Annotated in this window: 10 protein-coding genes and 4 pseudogenes; 8 read left to right on the plus strand and 6 right to left on the minus strand. The window is 70.3% G+C overall.

Annotated elements, in window-relative coordinates; all coding sequences use genetic code 11:
• Window positions 1–330: 330 nt before the first annotated feature.
• From ABZ281_RS12595 to ABZ281_RS12605, 3 genes are all read left to right on the plus strand, one after another.
• Entirely contained in the window at window positions 331–915 is a 585-nt protein-coding gene (locus tag ABZ281_RS12595; protein WP_356654784.1) for a TetR/AcrR family transcriptional regulator, read from the plus strand.
• Window positions 915–2,081, plus strand: coding sequence for an FAD-dependent monooxygenase (locus ABZ281_RS12600; protein WP_356654786.1), 1,167 nt, complete (start codon window positions 915–917; stop codon window positions 2,079–2,081). The genes ABZ281_RS12595 and ABZ281_RS12600 overlap by 1 nt, the downstream gene beginning before the upstream one ends.
• A gap of 68 nt (window positions 2,082–2,149) precedes the next feature.
• Window positions 2,150–2,794: a hypothetical protein gene (locus ABZ281_RS12605; protein WP_356654788.1), complete on the plus strand. Its 645-nt coding sequence runs from the start codon at window positions 2,150–2,152 to the stop codon at window positions 2,792–2,794.
• A gap of 37 nt (window positions 2,795–2,831) precedes the next feature.
• Here ABZ281_RS12605 and ABZ281_RS12610 read toward each other — a convergent pair.
• A pseudogene (locus ABZ281_RS12610) lies at window positions 2,832–3,640 on the minus strand (hypothetical protein); the annotation flags it as partial.
• 431 nt (window positions 3,641–4,071) lie between these two features.
• Between ABZ281_RS12610 and ABZ281_RS12615 the strand changes: the two are divergent.
• Window positions 4,072–5,805: a helix-turn-helix domain-containing protein gene (locus tag ABZ281_RS12615; RefSeq protein WP_356654790.1), complete on the plus strand. Its 1,734-nt coding sequence runs from the start codon at window positions 4,072–4,074 to the stop codon at window positions 5,803–5,805.
• A 56-nt stretch (window positions 5,806–5,861) separates the two neighbouring features.
• Here the strand turns inward: ABZ281_RS12615 and ABZ281_RS12620 are convergent, their stop codons facing one another.
• The gene (locus ABZ281_RS12620) at window positions 5,862–7,475 is read right to left on the minus strand and encodes an alanine/glycine:cation symporter family protein (protein ID WP_356654792.1); all 1,614 of its coding nucleotides are present in this window, start codon (window positions 7,473–7,475) and stop codon (window positions 5,862–5,864) included.
• 309 nt (window positions 7,476–7,784) lie between these two features.
• On the opposite strand from ABZ281_RS12620, the gene ABZ281_RS12625 reads away from it, so the two are divergent.
• Complete coding sequence (locus ABZ281_RS12625) at window positions 7,785–8,354, plus strand: SMI1/KNR4 family protein (protein ID WP_356654794.1); 570 nt, start codon at window positions 7,785–7,787, stop codon at window positions 8,352–8,354.
• Between the two features lie 332 nt (window positions 8,355–8,686).
• Complete coding sequence (locus tag ABZ281_RS12630; RefSeq protein WP_356654796.1) at window positions 8,687–9,484, plus strand: ion channel; 798 nt, start codon at window positions 8,687–8,689, stop codon at window positions 9,482–9,484.
• A 71-nt stretch (window positions 9,485–9,555) separates the two neighbouring features.
• Here the strand turns inward: ABZ281_RS12630 and ABZ281_RS12635 are convergent.
• Both ABZ281_RS12635 and ABZ281_RS12640 read right to left on the minus strand, forming a co-directional pair.
• Window positions 9,556–9,883, minus strand: a pseudogene (locus ABZ281_RS12635) (VapC toxin family PIN domain ribonuclease).
• A 64-nt stretch (window positions 9,884–9,947) separates the two neighbouring features.
• Window positions 9,948–10,140 (minus strand): annotated as a pseudogene (locus ABZ281_RS12640) (CopG family transcriptional regulator); the annotation flags it as partial.
• A 409-nt stretch (window positions 10,141–10,549) separates the two neighbouring features.
• Between ABZ281_RS12640 and ABZ281_RS12645 the strand changes: the two are divergent.
• Window positions 10,550–12,868 carry a PAS domain S-box protein gene (locus ABZ281_RS12645; protein ID WP_356654798.1) on the plus strand — a complete coding sequence of 773 codons (2,319 nt, stop codon included), beginning with the start codon at window positions 10,550–10,552 and terminating at the stop codon, window positions 12,866–12,868.
• Between the two features lie 161 nt (window positions 12,869–13,029).
• Here ABZ281_RS12645 and ABZ281_RS12650 read toward each other — a convergent pair whose 3' ends face one another.
• Together ABZ281_RS12650 and ABZ281_RS12655 are read right to left on the minus strand one after the other, a co-directional pair.
• Window positions 13,030–13,386, minus strand: a complete 357-nt coding sequence (locus tag ABZ281_RS12650; RefSeq protein WP_356654800.1) for a hypothetical protein — start codon at window positions 13,384–13,386, stop codon at window positions 13,030–13,032.
• 100 nt (window positions 13,387–13,486) lie between these two features.
• Complete coding sequence (locus tag ABZ281_RS12655; RefSeq protein ID WP_356654802.1) at window positions 13,487–14,104, minus strand: hypothetical protein; 618 nt, start codon at window positions 14,102–14,104, stop codon at window positions 13,487–13,489.
• A 336-nt stretch (window positions 14,105–14,440) separates the two neighbouring features.
• Between ABZ281_RS12655 and ABZ281_RS12660 the strand changes: the two are divergent.
• Window positions 14,441–15,013: pseudogene (locus ABZ281_RS12660) on the plus strand (PH domain-containing protein); the annotation flags it as partial.
• Window positions 15,014–15,079: the final 66 nt, after the last annotated feature.

Genomic DNA, 15,079 nt, shown 5'->3' on the forward strand with positions numbered 1-15,079 from the left:
GTCGCCACCTGGGGCAGCTGGGCCTCCCCCGGGGTGTAGCCCTCGGCCTCGATCGCGCGGGTACCGGCGCCCGCCTTCGGCGATTCGGGCATGGAAGGCATCGCCGCGGTGTGACACACCGTGTACACATGCGGCCCGGGGCCTGGTGGGCCGGAAGCATGCCTGTGCCCCCTTGCCGGACGTCGTGACCCTGGCGGATGCGGACGCCACCGCCGTCTTCGCGCTCTTGGCGGTGACCCGTTGTGACTTCCAGCCGATCCGCTTGGCACCGGGCAGCCTCACCCGCTATGTTTGGTCAGTCGCCCAATACGATCGACCAAGGAGGGGGATATGCCTGGTCCGACCAACGCCGAACGCGGCCTGAACGTACGCGCGCGGCTGCTGGCGGCCGCCAAGGAGCTCATCGGCGAAGTCGGCTGGAACGCCGTGAGCACACGGGTCCTGGCCGAGCGGGCCGGTGTGCGTCCCGGGCTCGTGCACTACCACTTCGAGTCGCTCCAGGCGCTGCTGCGCCAGGCCGCACTGGACGAGATGAGCCACATGCTCGACGCCACCGCCTCGCTTCTCGTCGGGACGGCGAGCCCCGCCGAGGGCGTCGAGGCGGTGCTGTACGAACTCGACCAGTACAACGGCGCCGACCCCGCATCCCTGCTGTTCACCGAGGCGTACCTCGCCGCCACACGCGATGCCCTGCTGCACGAGCGCATGAGCGAACTCATGACCGGCTTCCGCACGTCCCTCGCCGCGGCACTGGCCCGTTCAGGGCACCGCGCCCCGGAGGACGCGGCGAGCGTGATCATGGCTGTCTTCGACGGCTTCGTACTCCACAAAGGTCTTGATCCGGAGCTGTCGGCCGCTCGCGTCGCCCCGCTCCTGCGCCGACTCACCAGCACCGACCAGAACGGAGCAGACTGATGAGAGCCGTCATCTGCGGTGCCGGCATCGCCGGCCTGGCCCTGGCCAACCGCCTGCGTCATCGCGGGTGGGAGGTCCACGTCGTCGACCGCGCACCCGGGCCGCGCACCCAGGGTTACATGATCGACTTCTTCGGCCCCGGATACGAGGCCCTGACCGCGATGGGCCTGCAAGCGCGGCTACGGGAACGCGCCAGCCCTGTCGAAGAGCTCCGCTACATCGACGGCCGTGGCCGCGCGACCGTCAGCGTCGACTACGCCCTCTTCTCGAAGGCACTGAACGGCGAGATCGTCAGCATCATGCGCCCAGAGCTCGAACGCCTGCTCCGTGAGTCCGTCGCCGATGAGATCGACCTTCGCTACGGCACCACCATCGACCGGATCGACGAGGACAGGGCCAGGCTCTCCGACGGCACCGCGCTCGACGCCGATCTGATCGTGGGCGCGGACGGCGTGCATTCCCGCGTCCGCTCACTGGCCTTCGGCCCCGAACGCGGATACCTCCGATACCTCGGCTTGCAGACCGGCGCCTTCGTCTTCACGGATCCAGAGGTCTTCGAGCGGGTCCGCGGCCGGTTCGTACTCACCGAGACTCTCAACCGCCAGATGGGCTTCTACGGGCTCGGGGAAGGCCGCGTCGCGGCTTTCGCCGTGCACCGCAGCACTGACCCGAAGCTGCCCGAGGACCCGCGCGAGGAACTGCGTCGCACATACACCGGCATGGGCGGCCTGGTGCAGCGCGCCCTGGAGCAGTGCCCGCCTGCCGACGAGATCTACTACGACCAGGTCGCACAGATCGGCATGCCGCACTGGACCTGCGGGCGGGTGGCGCTGGTCGGCGACGCCGCCTACGCGGTCTCGCTCGTCGCCGGACAGGGCGCGTCCCTCGGCGTCGCGGGGGCCTACGTGCTGGCCGAAAGGCTCCACGCGGCGCCCTCGGTTCCCGAAGCGCTCGCCGACTACGAGCGGCGCTGGCGTCCGGTGGCGACCGAAGTCCAGCGGGCGGCCCGGGACCGCGTAACCGAGTGGTTCCTGCCGACCTCGTCGGCCAGACTTCTGCTGCGGCGCTGGGGGTTCCGCGCCATGCGCCTGCCCGGCCTCGACCGGCTGCTGGTCGGCCCCTTGTTCCCGAAGAACCACCAGACCGTGGCCGAGTTGAGCGCCTGACCGCACGGCCGCACGAGCCAACACGCGAAGGGGGGGTATTCGGAGGCCGACCATCCGATCTCAGGACAGTGGGTGAGGACGTCACGGTCGCGACGGATCGAGGGGCGAACAACAGGGAAGCACGGGGGCGAGGAGACCACCCGCCGGCAACCTCGCCGATCCGGACGCCCGAGTGCCCGGGAGGCGGCACCTGGGTGGGGGGAAAGAGGTGGCAGAGCACAGACCCGACCTCGATGACTGAGTCCCGAGCCGAGCTGCGACTGGACACGATCATCGGATGGATACTGTTCGGAACTGCCGTCACGCTGGGAGAGCATGAGATGCCCGTCACCAAGCTGCTGAGACCCGCCCTCGCCGCCACTCTCCTGGTCTCGGCCACTGCCTGCGGAGCGTCGCCTGTGCCCGACACCCCGGCGAGCGTCACGACCGACTCGGAGGCTTCCGAGGCGCGTGGTTCGGCAGACCCCATGCCCGTCACAGCCGTCATGCCTGATGTCATCGGCGGCAATGCCGGGCGGGCGTTCGAGCAGATGAGCTCCGAACTTGACATGGTCTTCAAAGACGCGAGCGGACAGGGGCGTGCGGTGGACGACCCCGCCGCGTGGAGGATTTGCGACTCCCGGCCTGGCCCGAACCAGCAGATCACGGAGTATCCGGTGGTTTTCGAGGTTCTGAAAGTGTCGGAGAGCTGCGAAGACGCGACGCCGAAATGATGTGTGACGACACTCTGAAGGTCATGTCGGGGGGAAAGGAAAGCAGCCCCCGGCCCACCGGCCGCGACAGCGCCCGGAACCGGGTCAACTCCTGGAGCGTCACGTCACCGTCCGACAGCGCGCAGGCCCGCCGCAGCACATCGGTGACGGTGTCCAGCAGGAGGTCGGCCCCGGCGCCGAGGCGGGCCTCGTTGACGACCGCCCGGTTCTCCCGGACGGGGATCGACTCCGGCTGGGGGCCGAGCGCGCATCGCCCGGCGAGGGTCTTGAGGTCGCGCAGATGGTCCTCGCCCAGTGGCGTCGTGCTGCCCGTCAAGGCCAGGTACAGGTCGGTGAGTTCGTCGTCCAGGTCCCGCCCGAGGTGCAGCACGGTCACCCGGTCGCCCGCCGAGGCGGTCAGCTCGTCCTGCGCCGCGAGCATCTCCTCGTAGGTGTGCTGGCAGCGGCCGTACGCCGGGATGCTGAGCAGGTCCAACTCCCCGTGCGCCAGTTGGGTCAGAACGTTGTCGCGCGACGTGTCGTCGCCGAGTGCCTTCGTCACACAGCGCATCCAGAACTCTTCGGTGTCCGGCACGTTGGCCGGAAGCCGATGAAGTACGAGTTGTGCCGGATGTGGTCGCCCACCATCTCGCGCACGGTGCGCAGCGTTCGCCGGGCGGTGTGTACGACCGCGGCCTCGGACAGTCCCGACAACCGCTCCAGCAGCTCGGCCGAGAGCTTGAAGCCCACGGTTGTCAGCGCCGCATCGAACTGCCGCGCGGCGGTGGTTCCTTCCCCGGCAGAGCCCTTGGGGCAGGAAAGGCGGAGGGTGTGCCGGATGACCAGCGACTCGAGACTGTGCGCCATTCGGGGATGATCGCAGAGGTGCGCGAGCCGGCGCACCGGAGTTTCCTGCCCGAGCTCCGACGCCGTGATCACACCTGCCACAAGACCACCTCACCCGCGAGCGACCGTTACGGGACAGTCGAGGAGTCGCGGACCTGCCATGAGGGTCTCCGGCATCAGCAGCGCGACTGTCGTTGGCATCGTGATCGGGGTCCTCGGCCGACTCGTCGTCGTTCTGGCTCCCGAAGCAGTCGGACCAGGCAAGACATGTCGAGCAAGTGGATCACCGACTGTGCTTCTCCGCCCTGTACAGGCGCCCGGCGTCCTCGACGGCACTCCGTTCACGCGCATGCTTGACGTGAGGGCTGATGCACCAGAGGGCTTCCCGCCCTCGGCTCCTCTTTGTATGTTTGTCCTGATTCCAGCGGGGGCGGGTAGGACGGTTACTCATCGTGGACGAGACGGCGACGCCTCCGGCCGGCGCGGGCATACGGCAGTTGCTGCTCGCGCTCGGTGAGCCGGTCATCGACCTGGTCGCCGCGCCCGCCGGGCTGGAGGACGTCGAAGTCGGCGACGTGGCCATCCTCGACGCCGACGAGGAGCCGGAGCCGTACCAGGCGCATCTGGTGCTGATCATCGGCGCGCGTGGGCGCCGGGCGCTGCGCGTGGCGCGGGCCGCCGCCCGGCGCGGGGCCACCGCGGTGGTCGTCAAGGTGGACGTGGACGACGACCGGGAGACATTGAAGGAGCTCGCCGAGGACACCGGGACCGTGGTGCTCGGCATCCGTCCGGAGGTCCGCTGGGCGCACCTGGACTCCTTGGTCAGAGGCGTGATCGCCGACACACGCCGGGCCGGTGAGCCGCAGTCCGCCGAACGGCCCGCCGACCTCTTCGCGCTGGCCGAGACCGTAGCCGCCCTCACCGGGGGCAACATCAGCATCGAGGATGCCACCAACCGCGTGGTTGCCTATTCCCGCTCCGACGACGGGGTGGACGAGCTGCGGCGGCGTTCCATCCTCGGCTGGGAGGGCCCCGCCTACTACCTGTCGCTGCTGCGCGAGTGGGGTGTGTTCGAGCGGCTGCGGGCCGGCGGCGAGGTCGTGCGGGTCGAGGAGCGGGCCGAGCTGGGGATCCGGCGGCGGCTGGCGATCGGCATCCGGGTCCAGGATCAGTGGCTGGGCTCGATCTGGGTGCAGGAGGGCAGCGGTCCGTTGTCCGACACGGCCGAGCAGGCCCTGGTCGGCGCCGCCCGTGCCGCAGCCCTGCTCCTCGTACGGCGTCGGGCCGGGACCCCGTCCGACCTCCAGGTGGAAGAGGCGCTGCTCGGGCGGATGCTCGACGGGCACATCGACCCGCGCACCTTCGCCGCCCGTATCGGGGCCGAGCTGACGAAACCGGCGGCGGTGGTGGCCTTCGCCCTGACGGACCTCACCCCGCCGGACTCGGCTCCGACGGCCCCCGCCTCGACGGACTCCGCCCGGGCTGACGACTCCGCCTGCGTCGATCGCCCGGCCTTCGAACTGCGCCGGGCGGAGATGACCAGCCTGGTCACCGTGCACGCCGGCGCATACCGGCGCCGGGCCCTGGTGGCAGCCGGTGGGAGCCGGGTGTACATGCTGTTGCCCGGGCTGCCGGAAGGGGCGGGCGAGGGCATCGTCGCCGGGCTGGCGGGCGACATCGTGCGGTCGGCCGGGCAGCGCCTGCACCTCGATGTGCGCGCGGCCGTGGGCTCGGTGGTCGGCGGGCTGGACTCGATCGCCGCGTCGAAGGCGGAGGCGGACCAAGTGCTCGGCATCATCACGCGCCAGGGCGATCCGCGCGTGGCCACCATCGCCGACGTACGCTCCGAGGTCCTCGTCGGCGAGACGCTCGCCCTGCTGGAGCAGCACCCGCGGCTGCGCGACCCGCGGATCTCCGTGCTGCTGGCCCACGACCGCGAGCACGAAGGCGGACTGGTGCCGTCCGTGCTGGCGTATCTTGCCTCGCAGTTCAACATGCGGGCGGCGGCCCGCCTCCTGCACCTGCACACCAACACCCTGCGCTACCGGCTGAAGCGAGCCGAGACGATCAGCGGCATCGACCTGGGCGACCCGCACCAGTGTCTGTTCGCGCACCTTCAGCTGCTGCTGGAGACGGAGACAGCGCCCGTACGGGACGCGTCGCACACGTCGCCGTACGGGCACTGAGCCGGGTGCCGGGGATCCGGGATCCGGCAGCCGCCGAACCGGGGACCGGCCGGGAGTTACCCGGTGGTCTCCTCCGCGGCCTGCACCCGAGCTTCCGCAGCGTTTGGCGCACCGACGTCACCGGCGCGCAGCGCCTCCCGGAACCGGGCCAGCTCCTGCTTGACGAACGGGGCGAGGAGATAGAGGCCCACGATGTTGACCAGGGCCAGCAGGAACAGCACCGCGTCGGTGAAGTCCAGCACGCTGCCGAAGGTGAGCACCGCGCCGATCACGATGAACAGGCAGAAGACCAGCTGGTAGACGCGCTCGCTGGTCTTCGTCTTGCCGAACAGGTGAGTCCACGCCTTCTGGCCGTAGTACGACCAGGTGATCATCGTCGAGATCGCGAAGAGCAGGACGGCCACGGTGAGGACGTTCGGGAACCACGGCAGGACGGTCTCGAAGGCCTTGGAGGTGACCGTCACGCCGTCCGCCGTGGTGCCGTCGGCCGCGTACCGGGCCTTGGCCTCGTTCCAGAACGGGCTGTCGGCGATCACGATCGTCAGCGCGGTCATGGTGCAGATGACGACCGTGTCGATGAACGGCCCGACCAGCGCGACCAGGCCCTCGGTCACCGGGTAGCGGGTCTTCACGGCGGAGTGGGCGATGGGTGCGGAGCCCAGGCCGGCCTCGTTGGAAAAGGCGGCGCGGGTGAAGCCGACGATCAGGGCACCGAGGACACCACCGACCACGCCCTCACCGGTGAACGCCTCGTGGAAGATCGAGCCGAACGCCGACGGGACCGACGTGACGTTGGTCAGGATGACGATGAGGCAGGCGCCGACGTAGATGATGGCCATGCCCGGCACGAGGCGGCTGGCGACCTTACCGATCGACTTGATGCCACCGATGATCACGGCACCGACGACGACGGCCAGCACGATCCCCATGATCAGTGCGGAGCCGCTGCCGCCGAGCGCACCATCGTCACCGCCGGTGATGTTGCGGATCTGGGTGACGGTCTGGTTGGCCTGGAACATGTTGCCGCCGCCGATGCCGAACAGCAGGATCATGACGGCCGCGAGCGCGGCGAGCACCTTGCCGACGACCCGGCCACCGGCCCCCGGCAGCCGCTCGGCCAGCCCCTTGCTCAGGTACTTCATCGGGCCGCCCGAGAACGACCCGTCCGCGTGCTGGTCGCGGTAGCGCACGCCCAGCGTGCACTCGACGAACTTGGACGCCATGCCGAGCAGGCCGCACAGCACCATCCAGAACGTGGCACCGGCACCGCCGATGGTGATCGCCACGCCCACACCCGCGATGTTGCCGAGACCGACCGTGCCCGACAGCGCCGAGGACAGCGCCTGGAAGTGGGTGATCTCGCCCGGGTCGTCGTGCCTGCTGTACCGGCCGCGCAGCAGGTTCATGGACAGCTTGAGGGTGCGGAACTGGATGAAACCGAAGTAGAGGGTGAAGGCCGCGCCGGCGACCACCAGCCAGGCGACGATCCACGGAAACGTGATCCCGAAGACGGTGACGTTGGCGAAGACGAAGTCCCCGAGTCCCTTGGCGAGCGGATCGAAAAGCGAGTTGATCTTGTCTTCCGTCTGCCCGAGGATGCCGTCCTCCGCCCCCTGAGCCTGGAAGCGGACACCCCCGAGCCCGGGCTGCAGCGCCTGAATCCGATGCATTGCGATCCTTTCCTCCGGCCATCCGCCGACTGTGACGGGCTGGCAGGCCCCGAACTGGGGGCGTCACCACCGGGAAATCGCCCGGAGCCCCGCGGGTTTGGGAAACCGTAGGAGCCGGCACGTGCCCGAGTTCCGGTGCAAGTGCACAAAGAACCGGCCGGTACGCCGTCGATGTGACCTTCCGGGTCCACCAGGTGCCGATGGAGCTCCCGGCTGGAAGGAGGGAGGAATCGCCCGCCCGAGACCGTGAGCGGCGGAGCGGAGCGGGGCGGCGACGGAGGCCGGAGGCCGCTCTGACACTCTGGGACCGTGGACGATCTCGTTGGCACCCAGGAGCCGATCATTCGCCTCGCTGACCCCGCGGAGGCTGTGGCGGCACTCGAGCGTGCCGTGCCCGGCCTCGCCGCACTGCGGCTGCCGGCGTCGTCGGACATAGCCTGGTCTGAGGTGGAGGCCGAGCTGGGCGCGGTCCTGCCCGGCGACTACAAGCGGCTCTGCGAGCTGTACCCGGCACTGGAATTCAACGACTTCCTGGGGTTCGCGGGCCCGGAGCCGGGTCACGAGCACAGGTGGATACGGGGCCGGCGGGAAGAGCTCGAACTGATCGCGGAGTGGTGTGAGGAGGCCGATCTGGCCGTCCCGCTTCACCCCTATCCGGCTCCGGGCGGCCTGCTGCCCTGGGCGTCGTCGAACGAGGGGGATCACTTCCTGTGGACGACCCTCGGCGGGCCGGATCGATGGACTGTCACCGTCGCCTCCCGCAACGGCGGCTGGTGGCATTACACGGGCGGGGCCGTTCAGTTCCTGGCCGACCTGGTGAGCGGTGTGCTGGAGCCGTGGGGACTTCCCCCCCTCCGGCCCGAGGCCAGGAAGTGGTGAGGAGGCACCCGGCACGGCGCGGTGGGAGTTCCCGGCGTTCGAAAGCTCAGTCCACGACCGGGCAGGTCCTCCAGGCCGAGGCCAGGGTGTCGGGAATCCGCGGGACGCCAGCGCAGCCGTGCGGCCCACGAGACCTCGGCGCCGGCCGGCGCGGACCAGCACTCGTCGCACCGCACGGCCCCGGACAGTCGTTACGTGTCCGCGGTCACATGCGGATCAGATCACGGCCCCGCTTGGCTCTGCCCACGCTGCCGACCCCTTCGCCGTCCCTCCGGGGCCGGGCGCCTTCCGCCGTGACCGTCGCACCGGGCCTGATGCCACAATGGCGTGCCATGTCTGCCACACCTGCCATCAGAGACCAACGGCTTCGGCGCTGGGAGCAGCGCACCGGCGGCTGGCTCATCGGCCTCGCGACGGTCTACCTCACTGCCTACGCGGTGCCGATCCTCTACCCGGGACTGCCCCCCACCTGGCGGGACGCCGCCGAATCCGTCACCTTCGCCATCTGGGCGCTGCTGGCAGTCGAGTTCGTTCTGCGCTTCGCCGTGGCCGGCAGCCGGTGGACATTCATCAAGGCACGGCTGTTCGACCTCGCGACCCTGGTCCTGCCGCCGCTGCGTCCCCTGCGGCTGGTGACCATCGTGTTCATGGTGGTGCGCCGCAACGCCTCCACCCTGGGACGGATCCGGCTGCGTCTGGGTACCTACGTGGCGGCCTGCACGGCTCTGCTCCTGTTCCTCTCCAGCCTGACGATCCTCGACGTCGAGCGGCGCAGCCCGGACGCCTCGATCACGACGTTCGGCGACGCCCTGTGGTGGTCGGTGACCACGGTCACCACCGTCGGTTACGGCGACCTCTACCCCACGACGACCGAGGGGCGCCTGATCGCCATCGCGCTGATGGTCGGCGGCATCGCGCTCGCGGGTCTGGTCACCGCGACCCTCGCGTCCTGGTTCATGGACCGGTTCTCCGAACTCCGCGCGACCGAGGCCCAGACGAGCAGCGAGATATCCGCCCTCACGGAAGAGGTCCGCCGACTCCGCGACGAACTCCACGCCTCACGCCCCGCTGCCGCCAAGGACGGCACCCCCAGCGAGTCAGAGGCCCGCGCCCCCTCCGGCCTCACGTAGACCGGCCTCGACGGTGTCGGCTTACACGGCCTCGAAGCCCTGCTCATCCTCCTGGGAATGAGGGTCCCGCGTCAGAGCGGGAGGTCGTCGGGGTGTGCCCGGAACGCCTTGAGCGGCCCAACGGGCGTACGGCCCGGAATCGTCGTCGCTCGAGGGTGAGAATCGCGTCCGTGTCGTAGTCGGCGGCAAGCGCCACGCTCACCGCGTCGGCGAGGTCGAGGTCCGGCGTGCGGTGGCGGACGCGGACAGGCTGGGCGGCGCCCAGGTGGTGCTCCGTGATCTCCGGCGCAGGACCATCAGGCCCGCCGCCATGGTCGCCTCGTTCGCCGCCCGGTGCTCCGGATGGGCCGAGTCCAGGGCTGCCAGAAGGCCGGACGTATCGGCGAAGCCCGTGATCACGCGGCTGATCCGGATCCCGGCCGGTCTCCCGCCGGACGGCCTTGGTGATTGTGCCCCGGGCCCCCGACCTGGACGGGGTGCTCCCCGGCCCCTCGACGGTACGGGAGAACAGCGGCTCGTCCCAGACCCGATTCACCATGGCTGCAAGGATGCACCGGCGGATGATCTCGGCCTCGCTCATACCTCGGCCTCGCGGCCTTCTTGATGATGGCCAGGTCCTTGGGGTCGGCGTAGACGTTGGTGCGCTTCACAGACATGAGCGTGCGGGTCTCCACTCGTGGGAGGCGCACCTCGATCGAGCCACGCGGCGAGGCTCGGCATGGGCGGTGGCGGCGCCAGGAGGCCGACCGGACTCGGTCCCTTCTACGCGTCGAGTTCCCTCGGCGGCGACCGACGGCGCACCCGTACGCGGCGTGCGACACCATCTCGCCGGTCCAGGGTCTCGGGTGAACAGCTTCCGCCGGAGGCGCTGAGCACACGGTCGGACGATTCTGACCAGCGGTATCGCATTCCCCCGCTCGTTTCCGCCAGACAGGAACAGCATCCGGTCGCAAGCAGGCAGGTACGGCCGTCTCGGGGCCAGTAAGGGGCAGGCCGGGGCGGGCACGGCTGAAACGCGCTGGGATGGCCCGACTCACCGCAATCTGCCAGTCAGTTGGGGCCGCCATGAGCGACACGATCACATCAGGGTCGACCGGCGGAGGAGGAGCCGCCGAGCAGGCCGGCCGCCGACGCGGCACCACGAGCGGTGCGAGCGCGCCCGCAACAGTCGAGGACCGGTTTCGGGGGCTGCTGGAGGCGGCTCCGGACGCGATGGTGATCGTGGACGACACCGGGACCATCAAACTCGTCAACGCCCAGACCGAAGCCCTCTTCGGCTACCGGCGCGACGAACTCCTCGGCCGCCCCGTCGAGATCCTCATCCCCAGCCGATTCCACGCCCACCACGCCACCCACCGGGACGGTTATGCCGCCACCCGGCAGGTGCGGCCGATGGGGGCCGGGCTCGAACTGCACGGACTGCGCAAGGACGGCAGCGAGTTCCCCGTCGAGATCAGCCTCAGCCCCATGGAAACCGCCGACGGGCTCCTCGTCTCCGCCGCCGTCCGCGACGTCAGCGAACGCAAGGCCGCCGAGGAAAGGTTCCGGGCACTGCTGGAGGCCGCCCCGGACGCGATGGTGATCGTGGACGACACCGGGACCATCAAACTCGTCAACGCCCAGACCGAAGCCCTCTTCGGCTACCGGCGCGACGAACTCCTCGGCCGTCCGGTCGAGTTGCTGGTGCCCAAGCGGTTCCAGACCCATCACACCCGGCACCGGGACGGTTATGCCGCCACCCGGCAGGTGCGGCCGATGGGGGCCGGGCTCGAACTGCACGGACTGCGCAAGGACGGCAGCGAGTTCCCCGTCGAGATCAGCCTCAGCCCCCTGGAGACGGCGGACGGGCTCCTCGTCTCCGCGGCCGTACGGGACGTCAGTGAGCGCAAGGCCGCCGAGGCGCGCATCACCGAGCTCGCAGCCCTGGTCGAGTCCTCCCAGGATGCGATCCTCGCCAAGACGCTCGACGGCCGCATCACGTACTGGAACACCGCCGCCCAGCGACTGTACGGCTACACATCCGAGGAAGCGGTCGGGCAGCACGTGTCCATGCTGGCCACGCCGGAGCGCAAGGACGAGATCATCCAGCTGCTGGAGCGGCTGCGGCAGGACGAGAAAATCGAGCATTTCGAAACCCTGCGGGTCACCAGCACCGGTGCCATGCTCGACGTCGACGTCACCCTGTGGCCGACCAGGGACGCCACCGGAACGGTCGTCGGCGCCTGCGCCATCGTCCGTGACATCAGCGACCGCAAGCGCGCCGAGGCCGAACTCACCGAGTTGTACCGGCAGCAGAAGCACATCGCACTCACCCTGCAGCGCAGCCTCATGGGCACCCCGCCCGCCATCCCCGGCCTGGCCGCCGCCAGCCGCTACCGGCCAGCGACCCAGGGCGCCGGTGTGGGCGGCGACTGGTTCGATCTGATCCCGCTCGGCGCCGGCCGGGTCGGTGTCCTCATCGGTGACGTCATGGGCCGGGGTCTGGAAGCGGCTTCCGTCATGGGCCAGTTGCGCTCCGCCGCCCATGCCCTGGCCAAGACCGGAATGCAGCCCCGTCAGCTCATGCAGGCTCTGGACGCGGTCGTCGCCGACCTCGATGTCCCCGACCAGTTGGTCACCTGCCTCTATCTGGTCATCGCCCCGGACGCCGGCTCCGTCACCCTGTGCTCCGCCGGCCACCTTCCCACCCTCGTCGCCGCCCCCGGCGGCGGCGTCAGCCGGCTGCCCGCACCGGTGAACGCCCCTCTCGGCGTGGGCGACATCCTCTACCAGCAGTCCAGCGCCGCCATCGCACCCGGCGCCGCCCTCGTGCTGTACACCGACGGCCTGGTCGAAACCCCCGGCAGCGACATCGAGTACCAGATCGACAAGCTCATCACGGCCCTCGATGACGCCTTCACGCTCTCCAACGGCCTCGAGGATGCCGCCGACCACGTACTCGCCGCGCTGCTGCCCGACGCCGAGGGCCACGACGACGACGTCACCCTCCTTCTGGCCCAGCTCCCCGCCGCCCCGCTGGACATCGCCCGTACAGAACTACCGGCCACTGCTTCCGCGGTCTGCGCGGGCCGCTCCTTCGCGGTCGAGACCCTCACCGCCTGGGGCTGCGCCCATAAAGCCGACGACGTGCGACTGCTGGTCTCCGAGGTCCTCACCAATGCCGTCCAGCACGCGGAAGGCCCTGTCGTCCTCCACCTGCGCCGCACCGTCACCGAACTCGCCGTCGAGATCAGCGACCTGAGCCCGCACCTGCCCCAGCCACGGCTGGCCGACCAGGACGAGGAATCCGGCCGCGGCCTCATCCTCGTCGACGCCCTGGCCGACACCTGGGGTGTCCGCCCCGACGAGCAGGGGAAGACCACCTGGTTCGCCCTCCGGCTGTGACCGTCGTAACCCCGGCATCCCGCATCCCACGGCCGGCTCCGGCAGCGGCCGCAGCACCCGGTGACCGACGATCGAGGGGGAACGGCTCAGGCGGCGACCACGAGCACGGCGCATTTCGCCCCGCTCTTCAGCACCATGGGTCCTCGCCTTCCGGACGGGGGTCAGCTGAGTTGCCGAGGCGGCGGCCCGGACGGACCCTTCCACGGCACGGTCCGTCGTCCGAACCAGTCGGAGAGGGCCGCGCCGCCCTGCAGCCCCAGGCTCAGGAACACCAGGTGGGGTGCGGTCGCGGCCAGCAGGATGTCGGCGGCCTCACGGGGCATGCCCGCCAGTTCGGCCACCGCGGGCACCAGGCCACCCACGTAAAGGACGAGCGCGGAGACCCCCTGCACCCGGATCCGCGCCGGGGACCACCGTGTGCGCGCCCTGCTCGGTGCCCAGCCGCGGAGCATGGCGATGCCGAGAGGCAGCAGTACCGCAGTGAACAGGCCGATCCAGCACCACAGGAAAACCACCACGTCCCGCTCCCCTTCCGTACTTCATCTGCGCGAACTCTGCCCGACGCCGGGTCCACCGTCACTGCCGGAACCCGGAAGTCTCCGGGCGGGCGGACCGCGCTCACCGCACGACCGGGCAGTTTCCCCAGGTCGCGGACAGGGCTCCGGGAATCTGCGGGACGTCACCGCAGCCGTGCGGCCCACGAGGGGAGCCGTCGCTGGCGACGTAGATCCAGCTGCCCCCGGCAGCGCTGCGGAAGTACTTGGTGGCGCTGCCCTCGTCCTGCATGCCCACGAGTTCCTCGTGCGTGGCACCGGAGGTGGCCTCGAAGCGGGTGGCGGCGTAGCGGACGCCGCCGCACTGGCCGTAGAAGAACTGGTGCGGCACCGGCCGCACATGGACGAAGCGGGGAAAGCTGCCCTGGTACGCCCTCGTCACGGCGGCCTTCACTTCGCTGCTGACGGTCAGATTGCGGCAGTCGGGGTTCGCGGACATGGGAGGGGTTACGGAGGGGGTGGGTGAGGTGGCCCTGACCGGGGCGGCAGAGGTGTGCGACGGCGTGGGCGTGGTGGTGGCCGGATCCGTGGGTGTGTTGGTGGCGGATGCCGAGGGCGTGGTGGCAGCGCCGTTCGGAGGGGTGCCCGCGCCCACGTGGGAACCTGACGGATTCTGGCACCCTGCCAGCACCAGGATCCCGCCCAGCACCGCCATCAGCGACGTACCTCTGCGACCGGGCATGGGGGTCCCTCCTTCGACCGAGCCTGTCGGGGCACTAGACACACGGGACAGCTCAGGGGTTGCGGGCGGGAGGAGTGCGGGACGGTCACGGTTCCGTATACGCGTGCGTGGCTGGACGACCATCGGGCCGTGACGGGCCGCGCAGCGTGGGTGACGGGGATGAGCCGGCCCGCGGCCGGGCGACCGATGCCCCGCCCGTGCGGCGAGTCCTGCCGCCGCCCGCGGCACTCGGCGAACCGGGCTTCACGACGTACCCGGTCCGGCAGCGTTGCGGGCCGGAAAGCTGCCGGGCAGCGCACAAGCGGGTGCAGCCCGGCCGATGGCACGATTCCGCGCATGACCAGCGGCCGAGAAGTGACCTGCCGTCCCCTTCAGACGCGCCTCCTGTGGTTCCTCGTCGGGCTGGGGGCGGCCGGGGCAGGCCTGGCCGTAGTGCGCATGGCGTACCGGGGCAGGCTCGTCGACGTGTGGGCGTGCCTGGGCCTGCTTGTGGCGCTGGTGGGCGTCGCGTGCCTTTACGGGGCCACCGTCCAGGTGAGCGCCGACGCGTACGGCCTGCGCTCCCGGACGCTGCTGCGCCGCCTGAGCGTGCCGTGGCGCGATGTCGCCGACCTGCGCGTATACGTGCAGTACGGGCGCCACGGACAGGAGATACACCGCATCAGCGTGATGCTGCGCGGCGGACGTGCACGGCGCCTTCCGCTGCCGCTGAGCGGGTCGCGTGACGACCGACCGGACTTCGACGCGAAGCTCGACGCGCTCCGCGCGCTGCACCGCCGTTACGGAGCCCCGGAGTCGAGCCACGTCCCCGTCATCTCGTACCGCACCGCCGGGCGCGGCTCGGCCGTGTCGCTGAGCCTGTGCGCGCTGCTGCTCGCGGGCGCGGGCCTGGCCGCCTGGTCCGTGCCCGCAGATGGTCCTCCATGTCGCCCGTCTGGCAGACCCCGATGGTGACCCACCGCTTGTCGGGCAGCC

Origin of the sequence: Streptomyces sp. NPDC006265, assembly GCF_040613555.1 — a bacterium.
In the GTDB taxonomy this organism is placed as follows: Bacteria; Actinomycetota; Actinomycetes; order Streptomycetales; family Streptomycetaceae; genus Streptomyces.

Coding starts and splice junctions, on each gene's coding strand:
- ABZ281_RS12595 (WP_356654784.1), top strand. CDS start 331: ATGCCTGGTCCGACCAACGCCGAACGCGGCCTGAACGTACGCGCGCGG.
- ABZ281_RS12600 (WP_356654786.1), top strand. CDS start 915: ATGAGAGCCGTCATCTGCGGTGCCGGCATCGCCGGCCTGGCCCTGGCC.
- ABZ281_RS12620 (WP_356654792.1), bottom strand. CDS start 7,475: ATGCATCGGATTCAGGCGCTGCAGCCCGGGCTCGGGGGTGTCCGCTTC.
- ABZ281_RS12630 (WP_356654796.1), top strand. CDS start 8,687: ATGTCTGCCACACCTGCCATCAGAGACCAACGGCTTCGGCGCTGGGAG.
- ABZ281_RS12645 (WP_356654798.1), top strand. CDS start 10,550: ATGAGCGACACGATCACATCAGGGTCGACCGGCGGAGGAGGAGCCGCC.
- ABZ281_RS12655 (WP_356654802.1), bottom strand. CDS start 14,104: ATGCCCGGTCGCAGAGGTACGTCGCTGATGGCGGTGCTGGGCGGGATC.